Origin of the sequence: Pseudomonas sp. WS 5079 (genome assembly GCF_012985465.1) — a bacterium.
Lineage (GTDB): Bacteria > Pseudomonadota > Gammaproteobacteria > Pseudomonadales > Pseudomonadaceae > Aquipseudomonas.
Genome location: NZ_JAAQWN010000001.1, coordinates 1 through 24,706 on the forward strand (window position 1 = coordinate 1; position 24,706 = coordinate 24,706).

Genomic DNA, 24,706 nt, shown 5'->3' on the forward strand with positions numbered 1-24,706 from the left:
CTGCAGAAACGTAGCCAGTTTGCGTTTTTCGCTGGCAAGCCAGCTCCTACAAAAAGCCGGGGCTCATCTGACTCTGTAGGAGCCGGCTTGCCGGCGAAAATCGTCAACGATAATGCGGGCAACCTGCAGAAACGCAGCCAGTTTGCGTTTTTCGCTGGCAAGCCAGCTCCTACAAAAAGCCGGGGCTCATCTGACTCTGTAGGAGCCGGCTTGCCGGCGAAAATCGTCAACGATAATGCGGGCAACCTGCCGAAACGCAGCCAGTCTGCGTTTTTCGCTGGCAAGCCAGCTCCTACAAAAAGCCGGGGCTCATCTGACCTTGTAGGAGCCGGCTTGCCGGCGAAAATCGTCAACGATAATGCGGGCAACCTGCAGAAACGCAGCCAGTTTGCGTTTTTCGCCGGCAAGCCAGCTCCTACAAAAAGCCGGGGCTCATCTGACCCTGTAGGAGCCGGCTTGCCGGCGAAAATCGTCAACGATGACGCCGGGTGTCAGGTCTCTTATTTCACCGCAGCTTGGCCCACCGGCACGCGACGCTCCTCGCTCGTCAGCAGGCGGATCAGGGGCGAGGCGATAAAGGTACTGATGATGGCCATGATCACCAGCATGGTGAAGTACTCCTTGGGCAACACGCCCAGGTCATAGCCCACGTTGAGCACCACCAGTTCCATCAGCGCCCGGGTGTTCATGCACACGCCGATCAGCGCGCTGTTGCGCGTTGTCTCGCCCAGCCAGCGGCTGGCGCCGTAGGCCCCGAAGAATTTACTGGCGAACGCCACCAGGCACACCAAAAAGCAATTGAGCAGCGCCGTGTCGCCGTTGAGCGAGCCGATGTCGGTGCGCAGGCCGGTGTAGGCAAAGAACACCGGCAGGAAAAACGCATTGACCAGGCCGCTGACCTTGGCATTCCACTGTGTGACAAAGGGTCGGTGGGTGTGCAAAGCGACGCCGATGATAAAGCCGCCAATAATCGAAAATACGCCGATCAGGTTGGTAATCACCGCACTGCCAAACAGCACGATCAGCATCAGGGAAATACCCTGGGCCGACAGCGGTTTGCGCTCCAGGTCGCCGATGATCCAGCGCAGCACCAAGGGCCGCACCACCCACAGCACCAGCACGATAAACACGGCCAGCGCAAGGATCCTGCCCAGGGAGGCCCACACGCTGAAGTTGGACGCGATGATCGACGTCACCCCACCGAGGATCAGCCAGCCGCACACATCATCGATGGCGGCCGCGCCAATCGTCAGGGTGGCCACGCGGGAGCGGGACAGCCCCAGTTCCATGAAGATCCGCCCGAGGATCGGCAGGGCGGTGATCGACAGCGCCGTGGCAAAAAACAGCTGGAAGGCCAGCAGCGGGGGCTTGTCGCCGACGATCTGTTGCCAGAAATACTCGGCCACCAGGAAGCCACTGGCAAACGGCACCAGCAGCCCACCCAGGCTGATCGCCATGATCGAGCGTTTACGCCCCTTGAGGTGGGCGCCGAATTCAAATTCCAGGCCCACCTGGAACATCAACAGAATCAGGCCGACCTGGGCCGTGGCGACAAAGGCGGTGGAGGTTTGCGGCACAAAGATACTGCTGAGCAGCTCCGGGAAAAAATAGCCCAGCAGGCTCGGGCCCAGGACCAGCCCGGCGAGAATTTCCCCGGCCACCGGGGTTTGCCCCAGGCAGCGGGTGCTGAGCCAGGAAATCAGGCGGCTGGCGCTGAAAATCACGATCAGTTGGATCAGGAACAACAGGGTCAAATGCTCGGCCTGGGAACCCACGGCCGATTGCCCGCCCGCAGGCGCAGGGGCTTGTAGCGTGATAGCGCTGGTGTTGGTTTGCATGGGGATGTCCTAGTACTTGAGGTGTCAGAGCGGGGGCTTGCGCCAGCCGCCGAATTCCATTTCCAGAAAGCGCGCGGCTTCCAGTAACAACGCGTCCTGTCCCAGCCCGGCGACCAGTTGCACGGCCACCGGGCAGCCCTCGTCGAGGCGCCCCATGGGCACGCAAAGGGCCGGGAAACCGAGCACATTGAACAGCGCGCAATAGCCAATATCGAACGGGCGCTTCAGGGCACTGCCATGCGCCGGTGCCACGGTCGGCGTGGCGGGCAGCACCAGCATGCTCTGGCCGTCGAACAGCCCGGCCAGGGCCTGCTGCAAATGATCGCGCTGCTTGAGGAACCGCGAGAGCCCGGGGTTGCCTAGCCGATCGCCGCAACTGTCCATCAGGCTGGCGAGCAGTGGCCCCCGGGAAAACTGCGGCTTGCCGGCGAGGGCGGCATACAACGCCCGTGGATAATTCAGTGGCTGCCCATCCCCGAGGTAGTCGGCCAGGTGGATGCGGGTCTCGCACTTGAGTACGGCCAGCCAGATAAAAAAGGCGTTGGCAAAACACCCCTCATTCCAGGCTTGCACATCCACGCCCTGGTCTGCATAGCGCTGGCCGGTCTCGATCACCGCCGCCGTCACGGCGGGCGAGAGTGGCGTACCCCACTTCAGAGGGTCCGGCAGGCACACGAACACGCGCTTGAGCGTTGTCGCCCGGGCCGGTTGTTGATAGTCCGAGTGGATATTGCGGTCGATCCCGTCGCTGCCCGCGATGACTTCCAGCACGGCGCCCAGGTCCTCTGCGTAGCGGCACAACGGGCCGGCCGCAAAGTGGCTGGCAACGGCCTGGGACACCGGCAGCGACACGCGGTGTTCGTCCAGCGGCAGATGCCCGCTCAGCGGCACCAGCCCCCGCGATGGCTTCAAGCCAAAGATCCCATTGAACGCCGCCGGGATCCGGATCGAGCCGCCACCGTCGGTGCCCAGGGCAAAGGGCACGCATCCGCTGGCCACCAGCACCGAGTCGCCGCCGCTGCTGCCACCGGCGGTGCGCGAGGTGTCGTAGGGGTTGAGTGTGCGGCCATATACCAGGTTGTCCGTCTCGGGCCACAGGGCCATTTCGGCCTGATTGCCCAGGGCCAGGGGGATGGCGCCGGCGGCCATCAGCCGTGCGGCCACCGTGGCGGTGCTGTGGGCGCGGGTGTTGCGGCGCAGGCGTGAGCCGCAGGTCTTGGGCTGCCCCGCAAGGCCCAGGCCCTCCTTCATGGAGAAGGGCACGCCATGCAAGCGTCCCAGCGGCCGCCCCTCAAGCACATCATTTTCGGCCCGGCGAGCGGCGTCGCGGGCCGCCGCGAACAGGTCGACCGCCATCGCATTGCACAGTGGCTGGACCTGCTCCAGGCGCGCAATGCATTGCTCGATCAGCTCCACGGGGGAAATCTGTTTGCCGCGGATCAACCCCGCCAGTTGCACGGCACTCAGTTCCAACAGGTCTGCCCCAACCTGCGCCATGCCGTTCATCCGCGACGTACCAGGTCGAGGAAGCCACCTTCCTTGCCAAACGGCGACTTGAGCAGCTCCGGCGACTCGCCATATTTGTAGAACAGCGAAGGCCGCAGGCGCAGGACCGCCGCCCGTGCCAGGTCCTGCACGGCGCCACAGCCATGGCGCAGTAGCAACGTGAGGTGACGTGCCGACAGCGACCACTTGACCATTTTCATCAGCCGCACCCGCAGCAGTGCCGAGCGCAGGTAATAGTTGGATGCGTAGATCGGCCGTGCGCGGTTTTCGGCCTTGTACAGGTCGAAGTTGATGGTGCGCGAGTAAAGGTTGGGCATCATCGTCGGGCTCAAGCCCGGGTTGGAGCGGCGGATCTCTTGCAGCAGGCAGGCAAACGGCAGCGGCGAGGGTTGCATCTCGCGGGTATAGCGCGGCAGCAGGTCGGCGAACTGCTGGGCCTGGTGACCATCGAGAAAGTCCCCGGTCATGTACATCGGCAGCACCACATGGAAGTACGCCATGTTGGCGAACAGCAGGGTCCAGCCCATCATGAACGGGTCGTCCATCACCTCGTACCACTTGCTCCAGGTGTCCTGCAGGGCCAGTTGCGCCTGGATATGCGATTCCAGGCAGTTGACGTAGGCGGGCGTGAGGCTGCCATGGATGTCCTTCTCGATCATCGCCGCCACCTGCGGGATCTGCTGCGCCACATAGGCCAGCCCGGCGCTGTTGGCCGGGTCGAAGGTAAAGGCCGCGTCACCCAGCAGGAACCAGCCTTCGGTCGAGTAGTACTGCCGCGCCTCGTACATGTAGTTGTGCATGGCCTGGGTATCGACCAACTGGCCCGACTCGATCAGCTCGGTGATGACCGGGTGGTCGGCCATGACCTTGTTTTTGAAGGCCTCCAGGGTGCTGATTTTTTCCTCGATCATGTCTGGGCGGTAGGTGATACCGATGCTGATCATCTCGTTGCCATCATCGCTGCGCATCGGGATCATCCAGATCCAGTAGCCCTTGCCGTAGAAATGGTGAGTCACGTAGTACGGGTCGTAACAGTGATGCTTGTCCTTGTGCGCGGTGATGCTGGACAAGATGCTGCGGTCGAAGTCCTTGAGCCTGAGCCAGAAGGTACTGCGCTGGTAGGTCGCCTCTTTGTGCAGCTTGAGCTTTTTTGCCATGAAGCGATTGCGGCCTGTGGCGTCCACCACCCAGTCGGCGGTCAGTTGCTGTTGCTCGTCGGCGGCGCTGCGCAGGGTCAGTAGATGGGTGGCGTGCTCGCCGGCGTTGAGGTCGACGGCGGTGACGTCGGCCTCGATCATGTCTACTTGATGCTCGCCGACGATCTGGCGCAGGTCCTTGTCGAAACTGAAGCGGTTGAGGTTGTAGGCCGGCATGCGGATCACGCCGGGTGCCTCGTGGACCACGTAGTTGCGGCACTCGGGGTTGTTGCGCAGCTTCAGGTAATAGGTCAGGCCGTACTTGTGGTAGTGCTTTTCTTCCAGCAGGCGCCCCAGCCCCAGGCCCTTGAAGAAGTGGGTGGTCAACTCGACCGTGGACTCGCCGACGATCGGGCGCTTGCGGTCCGGGCGCCCGATCAGGATGACTTCGACACCCGGTAGCCTTTTCTTGAAGTACAGCGCGGCCAGGTGACCGGCGACGCCGGCCCCCATGATTGCGATTCGTTTCATGTCGTCAGTCCCTGAACAAGTGGGATCGCCGAAGGCGTGGGTGCCTTCGGCGAGCGTTGCCGGTTATGCGCGGCTGGCGGCCGTGATCAATACCTGTGGCTCTACCCGTTGCGAGTAGTCCACGTTGACGAAGGCGGCGCGGATCAGCCCGTCCTGGCCGATCACAAAGGCGCTGGCCATCGGCAGGGTCAGGGCGTCGGAGCCGTTGAACAGCTTGAGGTCGGCGCCCAGGGAGCGGTAGACCTCATCCAGCTCGTCTTCGAGCTTGAACACGATGCCGTACTGGCGCGCCAACTGGTTGTCGGCATCGCTGAGCAACAGGTAGTCGAGGCCGAGGGCTTCACGGGTCTTGCGCGAGAACTGCGGGGTCTGCGCCGACACCGCCACCAGGGTGGCGCCCGAGGCCGCCAGGTCCGCGACCATTTGCTGGTAGGCCGTCAACGCCTGCCCGCAGAAGGGGCACCACAGGCCTCGGTAGAACACCAGCACCAGCGGGCCTTTTTTCAGCAGTTGATTGAGGTCCACATCCTGCTCATCAGCATCCTTGAGCACCGCCAGGGGCGCCTTGTCGTTGGCCTTCAGGGCCTTGTCGTCCAGATGGCTGTCGAGCAGCGTCTGCAGCGATGCCTGGAACTTGTGCAGGACCTCGGCAGGCAGCTGGGCCATCTGGTCCTTGACGGTTTGTAGCTTTTCCTTGAGCGACATGGGTGACTCCTGTTCACGGCTATTGAGAGAGGCTGCGGGTAGCCCGGGTAAAAATCCTGCTGGCGGCTTTGCCGCTGGGTGGGTAGCGCTCGAACAAATCCCGCACCCAGTCCGGGCGGGTCTTGCTGGCGTCGTTGATCCAGTTGGCCACCGAGTCCTGGGCGTATTTGTCGGTTTCATCGAGCATGGCAATCAGCAGTGGCTCGGCGATTTGCGGCTCGCTCTTGAGTTGGGCGATGTGTTCGCACCAAACCCCGCGCGGGCGCAGGATTTCCACGCAGAAACGGCGGATCAGCGGGTCGTCGCTGCGGGCATGGCCGCGTAGTAGCACCAGCGCCGCCGCCAGGTCCTGGGCCAGCAGCGGTCGCAAGGCAATCCAGGCCCATTCGCGCACCCCAAAGTGCGGGTCGGTGGCGAACTGGAACTGGCTCAGCAAGGCCTGTTCCAGCTCGCTGTGGCGTTCGCAATAAGCGTTGGCGAAGGCCGCCCAACTGCGCACGGTGTCCGAAGGATGCTCCAGCAGCAGGCGCCAGGTCTGCTCGCGCAAGGGCAGGGCGGTGCTTTCCAGCCACTGCCCCAGCGCCAGGCCCAGGCCGGCGACTTTCTTGGAAATGCCCAGCGCCTGGCTGGCCTGGGCTGCGCCGAGCAGTGTTTGGGCCAGGGTAGGCTCCAACTGCGGGGCAATGGCGCGCGCCAGCGCCACCTGGTCAACGGCCAGGCATTCGCCCAGGTTGCGCGTGGCCAGGCGGCCCTGGTCAATCAGGTCTTTGCGTTCTTCACTCATATCGATACCACCGACGCGGTCGTGGGCTGTTCAGGTGTTGGGCTGGCGGCGCAATAGCGCCCCGGGGAAAGCAGGTTGTCGGGATCCAGTGCCGCCTTGATCCGCGCCCCAAGTTGCCAGGCGGGCCCCTGGGAGTCAGTCAACAGGTGCATGAAGCTGGCGGGCACGCGATACGGCAACACACCCAGCGCCTTGCCTTCGGCAAACAGCTGGCGATAGCACTCGTGGGCACGGGCCGAGGCCTGGGCGTGCGTGCGGTCGAACAGCAGCGGCACGGTGCAGTCAATGGCACGGCTCGACAGGCTGGTCAGCGTCACCGGGCAAGGCATTTGCTGTTGGCGGCACCGACGCTGCAGGGTGCGCACAAAGTCGGCGACTTCCTGGGTCTTGAGCGGCAGGATCGGCGCGTACCAGATCAGCCCGCAGTTATCCCGTGCCGGGTTCAGCGGCGCATCCGGCAGCGGCTTGGCGCCGGCGGTGTAGGCCAGCGGCAAGGCCACTTCGCTGGGCTGGCCTTCCATCAGGTCGATGCCTTGCAGCATTTTGCCCAGGGTCAGTTGCCAGCGCCGGGACCAGCCACCGGGCAGATACCCCAGCAGGCGCCGTGCCGCAGTCAATTGGCCCCGGGTCTTGAACAGCGATTTGCTGGCGAAGGGCTCAAGCTCAATGCTGATCATGCGTTTGAGCGAGGCGTGCTGCGCCTTCTGGCAATAGATCGAACCCACGCCCATCCATGCGGGCAGGCCCAGGGCATCGGCGGCGGCCCGTTGCTGTTCTTCGCTCATGCCCACCACCTGGGTGTCTTCACTGGCCATGGTCAGCAGCCGCGTACGGTTCATCAGGTTGATGCCGCCGATCTGCCCGGGGGCCAGGTCAAGCATGCGCTTGATACCCGCCAGGGCTGCTTCCAACCCTTGTTCTTCATCCACCCAGAAGTAAAACGGCTGGATAACCTCGGGCTTGCGCACCAGGGCAATCGACATTTGCGTCACCACGCCCAGCCCGCTCTGGCTGAACAGGCCGTCGAGGTACGGCCCCACACCCCATTTGAAACAGGGCGCGCTGCCTCCCAGGGCCATGGGCGAGCGGTACAAGGTTCCGTCTGCCAGCACCGCTTCAAGGCCCAGTACCGCCTGGAAATGGTCGGTATGGGGGGTGATGCCGAAGCCACGCTCAAGGGCATTGCCGAGCACGCTGCAGGTCGGGCCGGCGCCGGTGACTGGCGTCATCCAGGGCAGGTTGTGCTCCTGCAGGTAGCGAGCGAGGTCGCCCTGGGTCACCCCAGGCTCCAGGGTCACCACCGACAGCGCCTCATCGAACGCCAGAATCCGGTTCATTGCGCTCAAGTCCATCAGCACGCAGCGGGCGTCGGTGGTCGAAGCGGTGCCGTAGCCCCAGTTGTGCCCGGTGCTGATCGGGTGCACGGCAACTCCATAGCGCCGGGCGATCGCCATGCACGCCGAAACTTGCTCGGTGCAGCGTGGCGCAATCACCACCCTGGCATACGCGGCGGAGCACATGGTGTCTTGCTGGAAGCGCTCGATGCTTGCCGCGTCGACGCGCACCCCCGCGTCACCGAGCACCTCGCGCCACTGCTGCTGGGCGAGCGTCAGGTGGGCGGATTCAAAAGGCACTGGCCAAGCCTCCGAGGCGCAGGAACAGGCGCAGCTGGTTCACATCCGCCTGGCGACTGGCGGGCAGCGCACTGTAGCGGCGGCGGAACTCGGGTTTGAGCACCCTGACGCAACGGCGCTTGGGCGTGCGGATCACCATCATCAACGGGCTGAACGCGGTGCTGTAGACCTTGGCGCAAGGGCCCAGGTAGCTGGCGGCCAGGGTCTGGAATTCCTCCAGGGAGAACGCGGCCAGCAGCGAATTGCGGTAGTCCAGCAGGGTTTCGGCGTCTGCGCCGTCGCTGGCGCGCTCGACAAAGTAGTCGACGGACTCGATGGTTTTCAGGCGCCCGAAGTCATTCAGGTAGATCGCCCGGTCATTGCGCAGCACCCGGGAGATATTGCGAAAAGTGCCTTCCAACTGGCCGAGGTTTTCCAGGTGATGCAGGGCCATCGACGAGATCACCACATCCACGCTGCGGTCAGCGATCGTGGCGAGCCGGGTCATGTCATCTGCAATCAGCTGGACGTTGTCGATGCCTTGCTGGTGGCACGCTTCACGGGCCACCTCCAGCATATTCTGCGACAGGTCCATGCCGATGAATTCGGCCCGTGGGTTGAGCCGTGCCACTTGCAGCAACAGGGCCGCCGGGCCGCAGCCGATGTCCAGCACCACGTCGCCGGGCTTGATCAGCGCGCACATCTGCGCACAGTGATAAAGGTGGGTGCCGGACAAGGCCTGGCCCTGGGCGGCGCTGTCGGCGTAGGACGCCACACTCTGCTGCTGTTCCATGACCAACGCAGGCTCGGGTATACGCTCGAAGGGCTGCTTGATCGTTATTTCTCTGAATATCGCGCGCAGCAATCCGCTGTCCATACTGCTTCCTCCATGAAATGACGTTTGAACGTGCTTACGCCAGGGCCAGCGCCCGCTGGATCCGTGGCGACAGGTTGCGGCCATGCACGCCGCAGCGGGCCATATGGGTCAGCACTTCGTGCGCGTCCCAGTGGCGTACGCTGCCGGTGGCGGGCAGGCGGATGTGGGCGTAGTCGCTGCGGCAGAAAAAATCGAAGAAGTGCGTGCGCTGGCCTTCCACGGCAAACCCCAGGGAGGGACGCTGATAGGCCTGCTGGAATATCGCCGGCGCATCGCCCAGGTCCAGCGACAGGGGCAGCGACAAGGCGTTGTTGAGCTTGGTGTAGGGCTGCACCCGGCCCATGGGCGAGAAGAACAGCACATTGCGATAAAACGCCCCCGCCCGTGGGTGCACGGCGATCAGCAGCCGCTGCACCCCGCGAAAATGCATGGCCCAGCGAAACATCGCGTTGTAGAGCATCAACGGCACACCATTGCCGCGATACCCGGCGGCCACGGCCAGGGTGCCGACCTCGGCCAGCCGCCCGCCCGCCAGGCGTTGCAGCACCACCTCATTGCCATGCACCTCTTCCAGGGGCAGGCCGAGCATGGAGTCTTCGATCAACGACACCGTGCCGACGATCTGTCGGTCCTTGATCGCCACGAAGGTGGTAGTGCTGGGCAGCAGATGAAACGCGCAAAAGCGCATGCCGGCCCGGCACACCGTAGAGATACCGCGCCGCGCATAGCTGTCGTTGACCAGGCGCAACGCCTCTTCGAGTTCGAACAGGCTTTGCACCGGGCGAAACTCAAAGCCTTCGATGGCCAGGGGATGGCGGGCGATACGCTGGATAAACAGGCGCCGATACAGCGCCGGGGGAATGTAGCGCTCCAGGGAAACCATGCTGTGGCGGATGACATCGACGCCACTGTGAATGCGTGGCTTCCTGCCGAAATTGGTCATCACTCGTTGACTGTGCAGCATCAAACACCTCCTTGTGTGACTACCGCGATTGAAGCAATTGACGCCCGGGCCTAATGCCCATCCGGTAGTTGCTGGGACAGCGCGTGGCTGGCCGAGATGCAATAGATCGACTCGGACAACGCCTGGCGCTGTTCAAGGCTCAAGCCCTGGATGATGCCGCTGATCCAATCGGTGTGTTCGGCAAACACCTCATCGACCACGCGCTTACCGTCGGCGGTCAGGCTGATGATCAGCTTGCGCCGGTCGGTAGGGTCGGTCTTGCGCTTGATAAAGCCGTCGCCCTGCAGGCCATCGAGCAAGCCGGTCACGGTGCCGGTGGTGATCGACAGGCGCGTCGCCAATTCCAGTGGCGACAGTTTCCCGCCGGCGCTCTTGAGGGTGAGCATGATGACGAAGCGGCCCTCCGACAGGTTGTAGCGGGCCAGGCGGATGGCACACACACGATTGATCGCGGCCGCAGCCGACAGCAGCTCGAAGCACAGCTTGACGCTGTCCCTGACCTCGGCTGGCACCCCGTCAAGCTCGCGCAGCATGATGTGGTGTTTGTTCTCTAAAATATTCATAAGGCGCAGTTTATCTTGGTGCCTTACTAAGTCAACATTTTGTTTATTCTTCGTTGCAAGCACGGGGCAGGGCGCTTCGATCGGCAAGGTTTGTGGTGCAAAACCACAGTGAGTATGTTTGAGGCGGATGCCAGTTTTTGGGCGAGCATTGTCAGTGGCCGGCAACTACTGACCGCGCTCAACCGAGGAGTTCTTCGCCGAGCAGCACCCCGGCAATCACGATCATTGCCGCGCCCGAAACGCCGCTGACATAGCGCGCGGCAACCGGACGTGCCTGCAACACGGCCTGCGCGCCAAACCCCACTAGCAGGTAGACCACCGCACAGCTGAGGGTATGAATCAGCCCTAGCAGCACCATCTGCAGCGACACCGGCCAGGTGGCACCAGGCTCGGTGAACTGGGGCAACAGCGCGAGGAACAGCAGGAAAACCTTGGGGTTCAGTCCACTGATGCACAACCCCTTGAGCATCCAGCGCTGCCAGCTATTGGCCTCCCGGCTGGCGTGCGCATGGGGTGTGGCAGGGTGGGCCAGCATATTGATGCCGAGCCACAGCAAGTAGCCGGCCCCGGCAACCGTCAGCACTGACAGCGCAGCAGGGTGACGGGTCACCAGGCTACCCACGCCGCCCGCCACGACCAGGGTGGCAAGTAAGTGGCCGCACAGCAGCCCAGCCACTGCGGGGATGACCCTGCGCCCCTTCAAGCCCGCCGCAATCGCGTAGGCCCAATCGGCGCCGGGCGTCAGCACAAACAGAATCGACACTGCCCAAAAGGCAAGCACAGCGGTCCACGTCATTGTTTTGTTCTCCCTGTAGGAATGTGCAGGAAGAATAATGAAATTCAGTTAGAATTTGCTTTCAAAGATACCTGGCGCAAGGCCTTGAATTGGGAGAATCTTCTAAGTGGACCGAATTGATCGAAAGATTCTCTGCGAGCTGCAAAAAGACGGGCGCCTGTCGGTCACCGAGCTTGCCGACCGTGTGGGGCTGAGCCTTTCCCCGTGCCATCGACGGGTCAAGGCCCTGGAGGAGTCCGGGGTACTGCTCGGCTACCGCGCCTTGCTGGACCCCGGCGCAGTCGGCCTGAACTTCTCGGCAATGGTCTTTGTCACCCTGCGCGAAGGCGACCGGCCCGCAGTGGCGGCCTTTGAAGCGGCGTTGCTGGAAATTGCCCAGGTAGTGGATGCCCAGCGCCTGTTCGGCGAGCCGGATTACCTGCTGCATGTGATCACCCAGGATCTGCCGGCCTTTCAACGGCTCTACGATGAGAGCCTGTCGACACTGCCCAACGTGCAGCGCCTGACTTCGACCCTGGTGATGAAACGGGTGATCCAGGACCGTCCGCTACCGTTGTGATCATGGCGTAGCGCCTCATTGGTGCGGCGCTCCCATGCGCCGTGAGGCCCCTACGTCACCTCGGTGCGCGGCTTGCTCACCGACCGGCTGGCCAGCAGCCCCAGCTCGAACAGAATCCACATCGGCACCGCCAGCATGGTTTGCGAAAACACATCGGGCGGGGTCAGCAGCATGCCCACCACAAAGCAGCCGACGATCACATAGGGCCGGCTCTTTTGCAGGGTCTGGACATCGGTAATCCCGGCCCAGATCACCAAGAAGGTGGCCACCGGGATTTCAAAGGCCAAGCCGAACGCCAGCAACAGCGCGAGGATGAAGTCCAGGTACAGGGCGATATCGGTCATCATCGCCACGCCGTCCGGGGTCACGCTGGTAAAGAAGCCGAACATCATCGGGAACACCAGGAAAAACGCGAACGCCATGCCCGCGTAAAACAGCACTACGCTGGCGGCTAGCAACCAGGCGGCGGTGCGGCGTTCCTGGCGATACACCGCCGGTGCGATCATGCCCCAGGCCTGGTGCAGCAACAGCGGCATGCTGATGAACAGGGCGATCATCATGGTCAGCTTGAGCGGCGCCAGAAACGGCGAGGTCACCCCGGTGGCAATCATGGTTGCGCCGCTGGGCAGGAAATCGCGCAACGGCTGCGAGACGAAACTGTAGAGCTGCTGCGCAAAGGGGAACAACGCGCAAAACACCAGGAGGATCGCCAGGACGCAGCGCACCAGGCGCGAGCGCAGCCGGGTCAGGTGGCCGGTCACCGACAGGCGCGGGGCAGGCAAGGGCAGGTCGCTCATGGGGCAGGTTGTCCTGGGGAGGTGGTGGTGGCTGGCGGCGGGGCCTCCAGGCGGATACCGTCGCGCAGTTGCTGCTCCAGTTGCCGCAAGGGTTGCTGGTCGATGCTTTGCAACAGGTGCTCGTGGTCCAGTTCCTGGGTGACCTGGGCCTTGAGCGTATTCATCGCCCGCTTGGCCCGGCCCAGCCACAGCCCGGCATTGCGCGCGGCAATCGGCAGGCGTTCGGGGCCCAGCACCAGCAGAGCCACCAGGCCCACCAGCAGCAGTTCGCTAAACCCGATATCGAACATCAGTGTTTGCTGTCTGCAGGTCGCTGAGGTTCGCCTTGCACCTCAAGGCTGGTCTTTTGCGCCGCCTGGGCGCCCGGTTCGTTGCCCATGGAGGAGCGAAAGCCCTTGATGGCCTCACCCACATCACTGCCCAGGCCCTTGAGGCGCCGGGTGCCGAACAGCATCACCACGATCAGCAGCACGATGACCAGTTGCCAAATCCCTATACCACCCATAACGCCACTCCAAGCCATTGATTTGAAATATGAAGGCGCAGTTTGCCGAGGCTTTATGACGGCGCGGTGACGTTTTTGCGGGAATTGTGTGAGCCTGCCACCTGGTTGAAACATCCACTGTGTTGACTGTCGCCAGGATCTACATAAAAGGTGGCTGGGCAATGGACAGAAATCGGCAGCAGGGGGCGGCGTTGTTGATGGTGCTGGTGGCCCTGGCGATGCTGGCGGGCGGCATGGCCTGGATGGTCGAGCAGGGGCGCCAGCAGGTCGACAGCGTGCGTCTGGTGCAGCAGCGCGTGCAGGCGCGGGCGATCGAGCGGGCGGCGCTGGCCTTTACCGAGCAGGCCCTGCAAGACCCGTTGTGGCGCGCCAGCCCGTTGTTCTGGCAGGCCATGCGCGGGCAGCCGCTGGCTTATGACTTCAAGGGGGGCAAGGCGAGCATTCAGATTCGCGACCTGCACACCTGCTTCAACGTCAACGCGCTGATCGGCCCTGAAGCCGAGCGTGCCCAGCGTCAATTGGTGCATTTGCTGGGGGCGGACATGGCCGCCGAACGCCTGGCCCAGACCCTGGCCGACTGGCTCGACGCCGACCAGCAGACCCGCCTGCAAGGTGCCGAAAGCAACGAATACCTGCGCCAGTCGCCACCGCGCCTGGCGGCCAATCAACGCATGCGCGATATCAGCGAGCTGAACCTGCTGGCGCTGCCCGACCCACTGCGGGCGTTGCGCTACCCGCAGTTATGCAGCCTGGACGAGACCGCCGGCTGGCGCCTGAACGCCAATGCGCTGAACCTGGAAATGCTGCCGCTGCTGGATGCGTTGTACGAGGGCGAAGTGTCGCGTTCGGTGCTGACCCGCCTGGTCAGCGCCCGCCCGGCGGGGGGCTATCGCGATGCAGGCGAACTGCGCCAGGCGCTGGGGGCGATGGATGACGCGATGTTTGAGCGTTTGAGCGAAGGTCTGCAGCTCAATGGTGACCACTTCCTGCTGCAACTGGACATCGACCTGGATGGCCAGCGGTTTCGCAGCCAGTACCGTGTCGAAGCGCAGGGCGTGGTGAAATGGCATGCGCGAGTGCCGGCGCAGGGCATGTTACTGCGCTCGCGGGAGCCTTTGCCGTTATAGCGCGATAGCCCAGGCAGTGTAAGCGTTGGCTTGCCCGCGATGACGGTGGTGCAGTTACCATTTTTGCCGGCTGGTAGACCGCTGTCGCAGGCAAGCTCCCCCATGGATCTGCCCGGTTGTAGATTTTGAGTGCAGCACAAACCCTGTAGGAGCTGTCGAGCTTTAGCGAGGCGGCGATAGCGGTGGCCCAGCCAACATCAATGCCAGCCATACCGTCGCCATCGCAGCCTCGCTGGGGCTCGACAGCTCCTACATTATTTTTTGCCCGGCTGGCATGACGTGTTCGCTGTAGGTCGCCAGCGTCAAGGGTCCGCAGATCCCGCAAATCCCGATGAACCCTGTAGGAGCTGTCGAGCTTTAGCGAGGCTGCGATAGCGGTGGCCCAGCCAACATCAATGCCAGCCATACCGCCGCCATCGCCGCCTCGCCGGGGCTCGACAGCTCCTACATTATTTTTGCCCAGCTGGCATGGCGTGGTCGCTGTAGGCCGCCAGCGTCAAGGATCCGCAGATCCCGCAAACCCCGATGAACCCTGTAGGAGCTGTCGAGCCCCAGCGAGGCGGCGATAGCGGTGGCTCAGCCAACATCAATGCCAGCCATACCGCCGCCATCGCCGCCTCGCCGGGGCTCGACAGCTCCTACATTATTTTTGCCCAGCTGGCATGACGTGTTCGCTGTAGGCCGCCAGCGTCAAGGATCCGCAGATCCCGCAAATCCCGATGAACCCTGTAGGAGCTGTCGAGCCTTCGCGAGGCTGCGATAGCGGTGGCTCAGCCAACATCAATGCCAGCCATGCCGCCGCCATCGCAGCCTCGCCGGGGCTCGACAGCTCCTACATTATTTTTTGCCCGGCTGGCATGACGTGTTCGCTGTAGGTCGCCAGCGTCGAGGATCCGCAGAACCCGCAAACCCCGATGAACCCTGTAGGAGCTGTCGAGCTTTAGCGAGGCGGCGAAAGCGGTGGCTCAGCCAACATCAATGCCAGCCATACCGCCGCCATCGCCGCCTCGCTGGGGCTCGACAGCTCCTACATTGATTTCCCTCCGGTGTTTCAGAACCGCAGGGTAGCCCCCGTCGTCAGCCAGCGGTCGCGATCCCCGGTCAGGTTGTGCCCGACCACCAGGTCCACATCCACTTGCTGACCCAGATGCACTCGCGGCCCGGCTTGCCAGGCCTGGTCGCCGCCTTGCTGGCCGTAGCGTTCTGCCAATAGCGTCAATGAGTCCGCCAAGCGGTATTCCAGGCCTGTGCCCCAGGTCAGTCGGTGGTTTTGTTCGCCATTGTCATAGGCATGGGCCCAGCCGGCATTGAGGTTCAAGCTCAGTGTCTCGAACGCTTGCCAGGTCAGCGGCAGGCCCAGGTCGGCGCCGTCGAACGGATGCCGGCGGTCCAGCGCGATATGCGCCGCCGCCGCCCAGGCGATCTCCACGCCCGCATCCTGCCAGGCCCACAATGAACCCTTGAGTTGCGGGCTGAGTTGGGTCTGCTCAGGGTCATCCTCGAGGGCCGTGCCCCATTGCAGGTTGGGCAATGCCCTCGACGTACAGGCTGTAGAGAACGTGGTGCGCTGTGTTGAACGGGTGTAGCCGGCGTCGACATTGCATTCGCCGGGGGCGTTGATGGCGCCATCATCGACCACGTAGGAACCGCCTGCGGCGAACGCCTTGGACACCAGGCCAACGGCCAGGGTCGCGCCGATAAAGACCAGGTTGCGGCGCAGCGCTCGTTGCCGCGACGCCGGCAGCCACTCGAAGGCAGCCAGGAAGGTGTGTTTGTGCATGGGATTATGCTCCGGCTCAGTACCACTGCTTGAAGCGGCGGATGTAGATCGTCTTCATCAGTTGTGCCACGCAGCAGTAGGCGAGCAAGGTGCCGACCAGCCAAGGGAAGTACGCCCACGGCAACGGCTGCAAGCCCACGATCGTGCCCAGGGGCGAGAAGGGCACATAGATCCCCAGGGCGATGACCAGGCTGGTCATCAGCAACACCGGCCAGGCGGCGGTGCTCTGGAAGAACGGGATCTTGCGGGTGCGCAGCATGTGCACCACCAGGGTCTGGGAGAGCAGCCCCTCGACGAACCAACCGGACTGGAACAGGGTCTGCATTTCCACACTATTGGCCGAGAACACGTACCACATCAGGGCAAAGGTGGTGATGTCAAAGATCGACGAGGTCGGTCCGATCCAGATCATGAAGCGCCCGATGTTCTGCGCGTCCCACTTGCGTGGCTTGGCCAGGTATTCCTTGTCCATCTTGTCCCACGGCAGGGCCAGTTGGGAGATGTCGTACATCAGGTTTTGCAGGAGCAGGTGGATCGCCAGCATCGGCATGAAAGGGATGAACGCACTGGCCACCAGCACCGAGAACACGTTGCCGAAGTTGGAGCTGGCCGTCATGTTCAGGTACTTCATGATATTGCCGAAGGTCTCGCGACCTTTAAGCACACCTTCTTCGAGGACCATCAGGCTCTTTTCCAGGAGGATGATGTCGGCCGATTCCTTGGCAATATCAGTCGCGCTGTCCACCGAGATGCCGACGTCGGCATCGCGCAGGGCGGGTGCATCGTTGATGCCGTCGCCGAGGAAGCCCACGGTGTGACCATTGGACTGCAAGGCCTTGAGCACCCGGGACTTTTGCAGCGGGGTCAGCTTGGCGAACACCGTGCGTTGTTCGACCTGCTGCTTGAGGGTGGCATCGTCCATGGCTTCGATGTCCACACCCAGCAGTGGCTCGCCGGGTTCCAGGCCGACCTGGCGGCAGATGGTGTGGGTGACCACGGCGTTATCGCCGGTCAGCACTTTGACCGCGACCCCGATCTCTTGCAGCGCGGCAATCGCCGGGCCGGCGGTTTCCTTCGGCGGATCGAGGAAGGTCAGGAAACCGTGGATCACCAGGTTGCGTTCGTCGGCGGGAGTGTACTGCTGGCGCGCCAGGGCCTTGGGAATATTGCGGGTGGCCACCACCAGCACGCGGAAACCGTCCTCGTTGAACTCGTTGGCGGTGCGCAGCAATTCCTGGCGACGACCCTCGTCCAGGGCCAGGGCGCTAGCGCCTTCCATCACATGGGTGGCAATGCCGAGCATTTCTTCCACGGCGCCCTTGCACACCAGCAGGTGATCGCCGTGGCTGTCCTTGACCACAATCGACAGGCGCCGGCGCACAAAGTCGAAGGGCAGTTCATCGACCTTGCTGTAGGCAAACGGCACCTGGAACTTGGGGTTGTGCTGGGAGAACGCGAGCACCGCCTGATCCATCAGGTTCTTCATGCCGCTTTGGTGATGGCTGTTGAGCCAGGCCAGGGACAGCACCTGGTCGTCCCGCTGGCCGAAGGCGTTGACGTGGTGCTCGAGGATGATTTTGTCCTGGGTCAGGGTGCCGGTCTTGTCGGTGCACAACACGTCCATCGAACCGAAGTTCTGGATCGCGTTGAGGCGCTTGACCACCACTTTGCGCTTGGCCATGGCATTCGCACCCTTGGCCAGGTTGGCGCTGACGATCATCGGCAGCATTTCCGGGGTCAGCCCCACGGCCACCGCCAGGGCAAACAGGAACGCGTCGCCCCAATCGCCCTTGGTAAAGCCGTTGAGGAAAAACACGATGGGCACCATCACCAGCATGAAGCGGATCAGCAGCCAGCTGACGCTGTTCACCCCACGGTCAAAGGCGGTTTGCACCCGGGAGCCGACGATGGCCTTGGCCAGCGAACCGAAATAGGTACGCGGCCCGGTCGCCACGACCACCGCCTGGGCGCGGCCGCTGACCACGTTGGTACCCATGAAGCAGATGTTGGGCAGGTCCAGCAGGTTGCTCTGGTCTGGCGCTTGAAGCGTGGCGGATTTTTGCGTGACGTCGCCCAGGGTGTCGTACTTTTCTACCGGCAAGGCTTCGCCGGTCAGCACGGCCTGGCTGATAAACAGGTCGCGGGACTCGATCAGGCGGATGTCGGCCGGGATCATGTCGCCGGCCGACAGTTGCACGATATCGCCGGCCACCAGTTCACGCATCGGCACTTCACGCAGGGTGGGCTTGGCGCCGACCTGCTCGCGGCGCAGCACGGTGGCGGTGGTGCGTACCATGGCCTTGAGGGCTTCGGCGGATTTTGCCGAGCGGTGTTCCTGCCAGAAGCGCAGCAGGCTGCTCAGGGCGACCATGGTCATGATGATAATGACCTTGGTCAGGTCCACTTCTTCACCGGCGCGCAGCGGCAGCCAGTAGTCGGTGACAAAGCTGATCACTGCAAGGGTCAGCAGTACGTAGATAAACGGGTTGTTCAGGGCCTGGAGGAACTGCACCACCGCGTGGGGCGGCTTGTCGTGGGCCACCTCGTTATAGCCTTCGCGTTGCAGGCGGGCGCTGGCATCCAGTTCGGTCAGGCCGTCCTTGGTCGCCCGGACATTGGCCAGGGTCGCTGCCAGGCCGTTTTGCGCTTCGCGGGCGGCACGCATCGACAATTTGCTGTCGTGGGCGGTGCTGTTTTTGTTTGCAAGTTGCGTGGTTTTTACGGCGCTCATGATTTTTACTCCTGTCGACATACCCGTTACTTGCCGTCAGGCAGGCGAACACAGGCACGCCGAGTCGCAGTTTTTGCGATCGGGTCTAATAACTTTAACGAGGCGAGTTAATTAACGGGCGCGCAGAAAACTACGGCTGGCTTAGTTCGCAAGGAACGCCAGTTAATTAATTGACCAATAATCAGGAAGTTGCTGTTTCCAGTCGGCTTATGCCGCGCGCGCGCTCAGGCTCAGGCGCACTTGGGCAAGCCGGCTGGAAACGTTCCGTCTCTGCGGATCTTGAGGGTCGGCATGGTCCCAATGCTGGACCAGATGGCCGGTGGTGGGGCACAGGCGCCAGTGCGCCTGCAGGTGTTGCACATTGATACGCGGGGAGGGGGAAGCCAAGGCCAGGCGCACCGGGGCAACGCCCATGGAAGCACGGCACAGCTTGGCACGCAGGGCTGAGGCCAGCGTGCGTACATCAGGTAGAACAAGGGTCTGGAAATTCATAACACACCTCGGGACCGGACTGCGCCGGCTCAAGGCAGTTACGTTGGAGCATCAAGCTCTAGCGCAGCTTACCCGGCCTGGAAGGCGAGTCCCGTCATTACTCTGGGTTTGGCGCCCGACCCCTGTATTCACGGGGAGCGGACAGCGACTAGATACTGTGTCCATTGGCTTCTTTTGTGAGGTTGAAAAAAAGGCCCTAGTTGCAGGCACGGGCAATTTACTCAGGCAGGCAGGGGATGTCAATCTGTAATGAACTTGTTTGTTGTTCGTTCAGACTTTATTCAGATTGGCCTGATTGGCTATATAAGTTCATAGACTGTATGCGGCCAATAATGCGAGATAAATCAGTACTAAGCCGCAGGCACCATGGCTGACCCGCTGCCAAGTTGCCGAGGCGTTCTTTCGCAAGACATTGACCAAGCCTGCAATCAAAAAACACGACAGGATCGAGGCCAGCATAAAACCGGCGAAGAACACCAGGGTCTGGCCATGACTCGGCGTGGCGCCGACGATGCCTGACAAGGCACTGCCCAGGGCGCCCCAATACACGATGTTCTTGGGGTTGGCCAACGAGATGGCGGCCCCCACCATCAGCGCATTGCGCCCGGTGCTGGGCGGTGCGCTGTCGGGTTGCGGCAACTGCCAGGCATCTTGCAGGCTGCGCAGGCCGAGCCAGGCCAGGTACAGCGCGCAAACGGCGGTCAGCGGCACACGTACCGCTTCGTGCTGGATCAGCAGGGCCATGCCGGTCAGGCCGATTACCGCCCAGGTCGCATCGCCCACCAGCGAGCCTATTTGCACCAGCAGCGCTGGGGTGAACCCATGCAACAGGCCGCGGCGCAGGGTTTCCGCCAGCACCGCGCCAGGGGACAGGCAAAACACAAAGCCGAATACCAGTGCGCAAAAAAAGATCGTCAACATCGCCATCCCCATAAATGCCATCGCCGGCAAGCCGGCTCCTACAGGTCAGTCTGAGGCTGGGGGCACGCAGGGGTCTTGGACCAGATTGCGCTCTGATAGCGGCCAGGGGTAATCCCGTACGCCGCACGGAAGTGCCGGTTGAGATGGCTCTGGTCGGCAAAGCCCAGGTCATGGGCAACCTCGGCGGCGCTCAGGCCGCTGCGCAGCAAGCCTTTCGCGCGGCGGGTACGCAGTTGCATGGCCCACTGGCGGGGGCTCAGGCCGGTTTCTTTCTGGAAGGTGCGCAGTACGTGGAATTTCGACAGGCCCAACTCGTCACCCAGGGCGTCCAGTGCCACACCCTGATGCAACTGCGCGGCGAGTAACTCCTGGGCCTGGGCGACGAGCCGTGACCCGGCGCTGGCGCCACCCGGCAGGCGCACACCACTGAGCTTGACCACCTCGCCCAGCAGCACCACCAGGGCATCTTCGTTCAGCCCCCGCAGCAGCGGGTCGGCGCTCAGCGCGCCCTTGGCGGCGTGCGCCAGTTGCGCCGCCAGGGCAGGGGCAAAACACAGCGCGCGATCAAACTCCAGGTGCGCCAGCCCCAGGTCGTCGGCCAGGCGATCGGCACCGGCGTACAGGCTGACAAAGTGCCAGGGCGCCCCCTCGGCCGCACCGCCGCCCTGGATCTGGCCAGGGTTGTACAGGGTGATACTGCCGGGCCCGGCCTCGAAAGTGCGGCGGTCCAGCCACACCTGTTCGGCGCCCACCAGGTTGACGCCAATCACGCATTCGTCGTGGCTATGGCGGGCAAACGTCAGGCCGCTGCAGGTGGTGCTGCTGATTTCGTAATGGCCCAGCCAGGCGTGGTGCGGGGAACTCATGGGGTGGGCTCAGTGGCGGCGGGTGCGGCAAAGCATACCTGTTTAGATACTCAGGCGCAGGGCCAGCGCGGCCAGGGTGACCAGCAGCACCGGCAGCGTCAGCACGATGCCGACCTTGAAGTAATAGCCCCAGGTGATCCGGATGCCCTTGCGCGCCAGGATATGCAGCCAGAGCAAGGTTGCCAGGCTCCCAATGGGCGTGATTTTAGGCCCCAGGTCGCTGCCGATCACATTGGCGTAGATCATTGCCTCCTTGACCACGCCAGCGGCATGGCTGGTCTCGATCGACAGCGCGCCGATCAGCACCGTCGGCAGGTTGTTCATCACCGAAGACAGCAGCGCCGTCAGCAAGCCGGTGCCCAGGGCGGCGCCCCACACGCCGTAATTGGCGAAGGCGTCGAGCCAGGTGGCCAGGTACGTGGTCAGCCCGGCATTGCGCAGGCCGTACACCACCAGGTACATGCCCAGGGAAAAAATCACGATCTGCCAGGGCGCTTCCTTGAGTACCTTGCGCGTGGAGATCTTGTGGCCTTTGGCGGCGATCACCAGCAGGAGCAGGGCGCAGGCGGCCGAGATGGCACTGATGGGAATGCCCAGGGGCTCGAGGGCAAAGCAGCCGACCAGCAGAATGCCCAGCACCCACCAGGCAGCGTGGAAGGTTGCCGGGTCATGAATCGCGCTGGCCGGCTCGGGCAGGTCGGCGGGGTCATAACTGTGCGGGATATCGCGCCGGAAGAACCACAGCAGCACCGCCAGGGTCGCGGCGACGCTGACCAGGTTGACCGGCACCATCACCGCTGCGTACTGGTTGAAGCCGATGTTGAAATAGTCTGCCGAAACGATATTCACCAGGTTGGAGACCACCAGCGGCAGGCTGGCGGTGTCGGCGATAAACCCTGCACCCATCACGAAGGCCAGGGTAGCAGCGGGTGAGAAGCGCAGGGCCAGGAGCATCGACATGACAATCGGCGTGAGGATCAGGGCCGCCCCGTCATTGGCGAACAGCGCCGAGACCAGCGCCCCCAGCAACACCATATAGGCAAACAGCCGGCGGCCCCGGCCCCGTCCCCAGCGCGCCACATGCAACGCGGCCCAGGCAAAAAAGCCGGCCTCGTCGAGGATCAGGCTGATGATGATCAGGGCGACGAAGGTGCCGGTGGCGTTCCAGATGATCTGCCACACCACCGGGATATCCGCCAGGCTGATCACGCCACAGGCCAGGGCGAGGATCGCGCCCATGGTTGCACTCCAGCCTACGCCAAGACCCTTGGGTTGCCAGATGACCAGGACAATGGTGAACAGGAAGATGGCGAGGGCAGCAAGCATCAAGGCATTCTCTGTGGGGGGGATTCGACGTTTGATTGACCTGTGACAAGGTACCGAGGTTCTGTGCCAAGTGGTTGAAATTAAAATGAAACACAACTGTCCTAAAGTGCCCGCCATTGGTGATAAAGGAAGTAACGGTGTGACCCGTGCCACTCGCAACCTGCGCAAGACCCTCGATTCTGTCGCGGACAACAACGAAACCGCGGCTTTTGACTTGATGCGCGCCGTCGAAAAACTCAGCGATGAAGTGCTGCGTCAGCGCCTGCTCAACACCATTCACCGCCTTAACCAGGATGCCCATGAACTGCGTGAGGCCCGGGATGCGGTAGAGCGGGTGTCGGTCAAGCTGGCCTGATAATGGCACGTAGCCGTTCGGCGATTGGGGGGTGACGATCGAGCCGGCTGCGCTGACACTGGGCATGGTCGCGGTTGTCCGCAAGACCCCATGCTCAATCCACAGGAAGTCATCGAATGAGTGAAAAACCGGCAATTGTCCTGGTACACGGCTTTTGGGGCGGCGCAGCCCATTGGAGCCGAGTGATCGTCGAACTGCAGAAAAAGGGCTATCGCGACTTGCACGCGGTGGAAATTCCCCTGACTTCATTGGCCGACGACGCCGAACGCACACGCAAGATGGTGGCCCAGGTCAAGGGGCCGGTGTTGTTGGTCGGGCATTCCTATGGGGGCGCGGTCATTTCCCAGGCAGGCAACGAGCCCAACGTCCAGGGCCTGGTGTTTATTGCCGCGTTTGCCCCGGATGCGGGGGAAAGTCCGGGCGCAATCACCCAGCAACACCTGCCCGAGGCCGCCGCCAACCTGGTGCCGGACAGCGATGGCTACCTGTGGGTCAAGCCCGAGTTGTTCCATGAGAGCTTCTGCCAGGACTTGCCGCAGTCAGAGGGCGACGTGCTGGGAATTACGCAGAAGGCGCCCCTGGCCAGTACCTTTGGCGATGAAGTGAGCAATCCGGCCTGGAAGAACAAGCCGTCGTGGTATCAGGTGTCCACCCAGGACCACATGATTCACCCCGATAACCAGGTACGCATGGCCGAGCGCATCAAGCCCCGGGAGATTCTCACGCTGGACGCCAGTCACGCCTCGCTGGCCTCCAGGGCAGGCGAAGTGGCGGCATTTATCGACAAGGCCGCCACGGCCCTGCAGCCATAAATCAGGCAGGCAACATTCCTTCCTGGCGTCGGGGTGTTGCCTGCAAGATCGTTCAAGACAATCCTGTTTGGCGCTGCCATGCTTGCCGACTGTCTGTCGATGAGCCTGTTGTCCATGCCTACTGCCTTGCCGCATTACGCCTTCGCCCGTGGCGCGATTGCGATTATTCCCCTGTCGTTGGCGTGCGCCCCGTGGGGCCTGCTCGCCGGTTCCCTGGCGATTGACGCTCAATTCACCCCGCTGGAAAGCCAGGGCCTGTCGGCCATTGTGTTTGCCGGTGCCGCACAGTTGGTGGCGATTGGCATGGTCAAGAGCGGCGCGAGCCTGATCGCCATTTTGCTCACCACCTTGCTGCTGACCTCCCAGCACTTGCTGTATGGCATGCATATGCGTAGCACCCTGTCGCCCTTGCCGGCGCGCTGGCGCATGAGCCTGGGCTTTTTGCTGACCGACGAATTCTTCGCCCTGGTCAGCCAATACGACCGCCAGACCTTCAACCGCTGGTATGCCCTGGGCGTGGGCCTGACGTTCTACGTGGCCTGGAACCTGTTCACCCTGGCCGGCATCGTGCTCGGCAAGAGCATCCCCAACCTCGATCAACTGGGCCTGGAGTTCTCCATCGCCGCGACCTTCATCGCCTTGATCACCCCGGTTGTGCGTGATGTGCCGACGGTGGTGTGCGTGGCAGTGGCCCTGCTGTTTTCGGTGCTGCTCAGCTACTGGCACTGGGAGTCGGCGGTGGTGGTGTCGGGGTTGTTGGGGATGAGCGCAGGGTATGCCTGCAAACGCTTGGGAGTGGGGCAGCGATGATTTTTGTGATGATTATCGGCATGGGCCTGGCGGTGTTTTTCAACCGTTATCTGTTTCTTGAACCGCGCTTGCCGGTGCGCCTGAACCGTGGCGCCCGGGAGTTTCTCGGGTTCGCGGTACCCGGCATGTTGACGGCGATTTGCGGGCCGATCATTTTCCTCGCCGAGCACAAGCTCAACCTGAGCCCCACCAACCCCTACCTGCTGGCCGGGATCTGTGCGGTGGCCCTGATGTTCTGGACCCGCAGCGTGTTGACCACGGTGCTGTTGAGCATGGCGCTGTTCTATCTGTTTCGCTGGTTGTTGTAGGCAG

26 protein-coding genes and 1 pseudogene are annotated in these 24,706 nt (G+C 62.8%); 7 read left to right on the forward strand and 20 right to left on the reverse strand.

The genetic code is table 11. The annotated features are described in order from the left end of the window. The 11 genes and pseudogenes from HBO05_RS29070 to HBO05_RS00050 all read right to left on the reverse strand — a co-directional run. Positions 1-407 (reverse strand): annotated as a pseudogene (locus HBO05_RS29070) (hypothetical protein); the annotation flags it as partial. Positions 408-500: 93 nt separating this feature from the next. Continuing rightward, a complete protein-coding gene (locus HBO05_RS00005) occupies positions 501-1,838 on the reverse strand; it encodes a cation:proton antiporter (RefSeq protein WP_172311101.1) in 1,338 nt (445 codons plus the stop codon). A 24-nt stretch (positions 1,839-1,862) separates the two neighbouring features. Next, on the reverse strand, positions 1,863-3,335 hold the full coding sequence (locus HBO05_RS00010; RefSeq protein WP_262381354.1) for an amidase: 1,473 nt from the start codon (positions 3,333-3,335) through the stop codon (positions 1,863-1,865). Between the two features lie 5 nt (positions 3,336-3,340). Beyond that, positions 3,341-5,011 carry a tryptophan 7-halogenase gene (locus HBO05_RS00015; RefSeq protein ID WP_170058047.1) on the reverse strand — a complete coding sequence of 557 codons (1,671 nt, stop codon included), beginning with the start codon at positions 5,009-5,011 and terminating at the stop codon, positions 3,341-3,343. A 63-nt stretch (positions 5,012-5,074) separates the two neighbouring features. Further along, positions 5,075-5,716 (reverse strand): peroxiredoxin-like family protein, encoded by a 642-nt coding sequence (locus HBO05_RS00020; RefSeq protein WP_169955799.1) that lies wholly within the window; start codon positions 5,714-5,716, stop codon positions 5,075-5,077. Between the two features lie 19 nt (positions 5,717-5,735). Beyond that, positions 5,736-6,500, reverse strand: coding sequence for a hypothetical protein (locus HBO05_RS00025; RefSeq protein WP_169955800.1), 765 nt, complete (start codon positions 6,498-6,500; stop codon positions 5,736-5,738). Then, a complete protein-coding gene (locus HBO05_RS00030; RefSeq protein WP_170058048.1) occupies positions 6,497-8,134 on the reverse strand; it encodes an FAD-binding oxidoreductase in 1,638 nt (545 codons plus the stop codon). The genes HBO05_RS00025 and HBO05_RS00030 overlap by 4 nt, the downstream gene beginning before the upstream one ends. After that, positions 8,124-8,990 carry a class I SAM-dependent methyltransferase gene (locus HBO05_RS00035; RefSeq protein WP_169955802.1) on the reverse strand — a complete coding sequence of 289 codons (867 nt, stop codon included), beginning with the start codon at positions 8,988-8,990 and terminating at the stop codon, positions 8,124-8,126. Before HBO05_RS00035 ends, HBO05_RS00030 begins: the two co-directional genes overlap by 11 nt. A 34-nt stretch (positions 8,991-9,024) precedes the next feature. Next, a complete protein-coding gene (locus HBO05_RS00040; RefSeq protein WP_172311105.1) occupies positions 9,025-9,954 on the reverse strand; it encodes a GNAT family N-acetyltransferase in 930 nt (309 codons plus the stop codon). A 50-nt stretch (positions 9,955-10,004) separates the two neighbouring features. Further along, positions 10,005-10,517, reverse strand: a complete 513-nt coding sequence (locus HBO05_RS00045; protein WP_038441617.1) for a MarR family transcriptional regulator — start codon at positions 10,515-10,517, stop codon at positions 10,005-10,007. A 178-nt stretch (positions 10,518-10,695) separates the two neighbouring features. After that, on the reverse strand, positions 10,696-11,313 hold the full coding sequence (locus tag HBO05_RS00050; protein WP_170058049.1) for a LysE family translocator: 618 nt from the start codon (positions 11,311-11,313) through the stop codon (positions 10,696-10,698). 106 nt (positions 11,314-11,419) lie between these two features. Here HBO05_RS00050 and HBO05_RS00055 point away from each other — a divergent pair, with 106 nt between their 5' ends. After that, positions 11,420-11,872, forward strand: coding sequence for an Lrp/AsnC family transcriptional regulator (locus tag HBO05_RS00055; RefSeq protein ID WP_169955805.1), 453 nt, complete (start codon positions 11,420-11,422; stop codon positions 11,870-11,872). A 50-nt stretch (positions 11,873-11,922) separates the two neighbouring features. Here HBO05_RS00055 and tatC read toward each other — a convergent pair whose 3' ends face one another. Genes tatC through tatA form a run of 3 tightly spaced genes read right to left on the reverse strand, consistent with a single transcriptional unit; the run spans position 11,923 to position 13,174 of the window. Further along, a complete protein-coding gene (tatC, locus tag HBO05_RS00060) occupies positions 11,923-12,669 on the reverse strand; it encodes a twin-arginine translocase subunit TatC (protein WP_169955806.1) in 747 nt (248 codons plus the stop codon). Next, positions 12,666-12,959: a Sec-independent protein translocase protein TatB gene (gene tatB / locus HBO05_RS00065; RefSeq protein ID WP_172311107.1), complete on the reverse strand. Its 294-nt coding sequence runs from the start codon at positions 12,957-12,959 to the stop codon at positions 12,666-12,668. The genes tatC and tatB overlap by 4 nt, the downstream gene beginning before the upstream one ends. Then, positions 12,959-13,174 (reverse strand): twin-arginine translocase TatA/TatE family subunit, encoded by a 216-nt coding sequence (gene tatA / locus HBO05_RS29460; RefSeq protein ID WP_346266504.1) that lies wholly within the window; start codon positions 13,172-13,174, stop codon positions 12,959-12,961. The genes tatB and tatA overlap by 1 nt, the downstream gene beginning before the upstream one ends. Positions 13,175-13,335: 161 nt before the next feature. Between tatA and gspK the strand changes: the two genes are divergently transcribed. Then, on the forward strand, positions 13,336-14,301 hold the full coding sequence (gene gspK / locus HBO05_RS00075; protein WP_169955808.1) for a type II secretion system minor pseudopilin GspK: 966 nt from the start codon (positions 13,336-13,338) through the stop codon (positions 14,299-14,301). Positions 14,302-14,826: 525 nt separating this feature from the next. Beyond that, complete coding sequence (locus tag HBO05_RS00080; protein WP_172311109.1) at positions 14,827-14,967, forward strand: hypothetical protein; 141 nt, start codon at positions 14,827-14,829, stop codon at positions 14,965-14,967. Positions 14,968-15,352: 385 nt separating this feature from the next. On the opposite strand, the gene HBO05_RS00085 is transcribed toward HBO05_RS00080, so the two are convergent. The 6 genes from HBO05_RS00085 to HBO05_RS00110 all read right to left on the reverse strand — a co-directional run bounded on the left by HBO05_RS00085 (position 15,353) and on the right by HBO05_RS00110 (position 22,417). Next, positions 15,353-16,081, reverse strand: a complete 729-nt coding sequence (locus tag HBO05_RS00085) for a hypothetical protein (protein ID WP_172311111.1) — start codon at positions 16,079-16,081, stop codon at positions 15,353-15,355. Positions 16,082-16,097: 16 nt separating this feature from the next. Then, complete coding sequence (mgtA, locus tag HBO05_RS00090; RefSeq protein WP_172311113.1) at positions 16,098-18,812, reverse strand: magnesium-translocating P-type ATPase; 2,715 nt, start codon at positions 18,810-18,812, stop codon at positions 16,098-16,100. A 207-nt stretch (positions 18,813-19,019) separates the two neighbouring features. Continuing rightward, positions 19,020-19,304 carry a hypothetical protein gene (locus HBO05_RS00095; RefSeq protein ID WP_170058051.1) on the reverse strand — a complete coding sequence of 95 codons (285 nt, stop codon included), beginning with the start codon at positions 19,302-19,304 and terminating at the stop codon, positions 19,020-19,022. A gap of 309 nt (positions 19,305-19,613) precedes the next feature. Next, positions 19,614-20,225 carry a LysE family transporter gene (locus tag HBO05_RS00100; RefSeq protein ID WP_169955812.1) on the reverse strand — a complete coding sequence of 204 codons (612 nt, stop codon included), beginning with the start codon at positions 20,223-20,225 and terminating at the stop codon, positions 19,614-19,616. Between the two features lie 38 nt (positions 20,226-20,263). After that, a complete protein-coding gene (locus HBO05_RS00105) occupies positions 20,264-21,091 on the reverse strand; it encodes an AraC family transcriptional regulator (protein ID WP_170058053.1) in 828 nt (275 codons plus the stop codon). A gap of 42 nt (positions 21,092-21,133) precedes the next feature. After that, complete coding sequence (locus HBO05_RS00110) at positions 21,134-22,417, reverse strand: arsenic transporter (protein WP_172311115.1); 1,284 nt, start codon at positions 22,415-22,417, stop codon at positions 21,134-21,136. A gap of 139 nt (positions 22,418-22,556) precedes the next feature. Between HBO05_RS00110 and HBO05_RS00115 the strand changes: the two genes are divergently transcribed. The 4 genes from HBO05_RS00115 to HBO05_RS00130 all read left to right on the forward strand — a co-directional run bounded on the left by HBO05_RS00115 (position 22,557) and on the right by HBO05_RS00130 (position 24,702). Continuing rightward, the gene (locus tag HBO05_RS00115) at positions 22,557-22,772 is read left to right on the forward strand and encodes a hypothetical protein (protein WP_003212603.1); all 216 of its coding nucleotides are present in this window, start codon (positions 22,557-22,559) and stop codon (positions 22,770-22,772) included. A 116-nt stretch (positions 22,773-22,888) separates the two neighbouring features. After that, positions 22,889-23,584: an alpha/beta hydrolase gene (locus tag HBO05_RS00120; RefSeq protein WP_169955815.1), complete on the forward strand. Its 696-nt coding sequence runs from the start codon at positions 22,889-22,891 to the stop codon at positions 23,582-23,584. Between the two features lie 114 nt (positions 23,585-23,698). Further along, a complete protein-coding gene (locus HBO05_RS00125) occupies positions 23,699-24,394 on the forward strand; it encodes an AzlC family ABC transporter permease (RefSeq protein ID WP_057440118.1) in 696 nt (231 codons plus the stop codon). Next, complete coding sequence (locus HBO05_RS00130) at positions 24,391-24,702, forward strand: AzlD domain-containing protein (RefSeq protein ID WP_169955816.1); 312 nt, start codon at positions 24,391-24,393, stop codon at positions 24,700-24,702. The genes HBO05_RS00125 and HBO05_RS00130 overlap by 4 nt, the downstream gene beginning before the upstream one ends. The last annotated feature ends 4 nt before the right edge of the window (positions 24,703-24,706 follow it).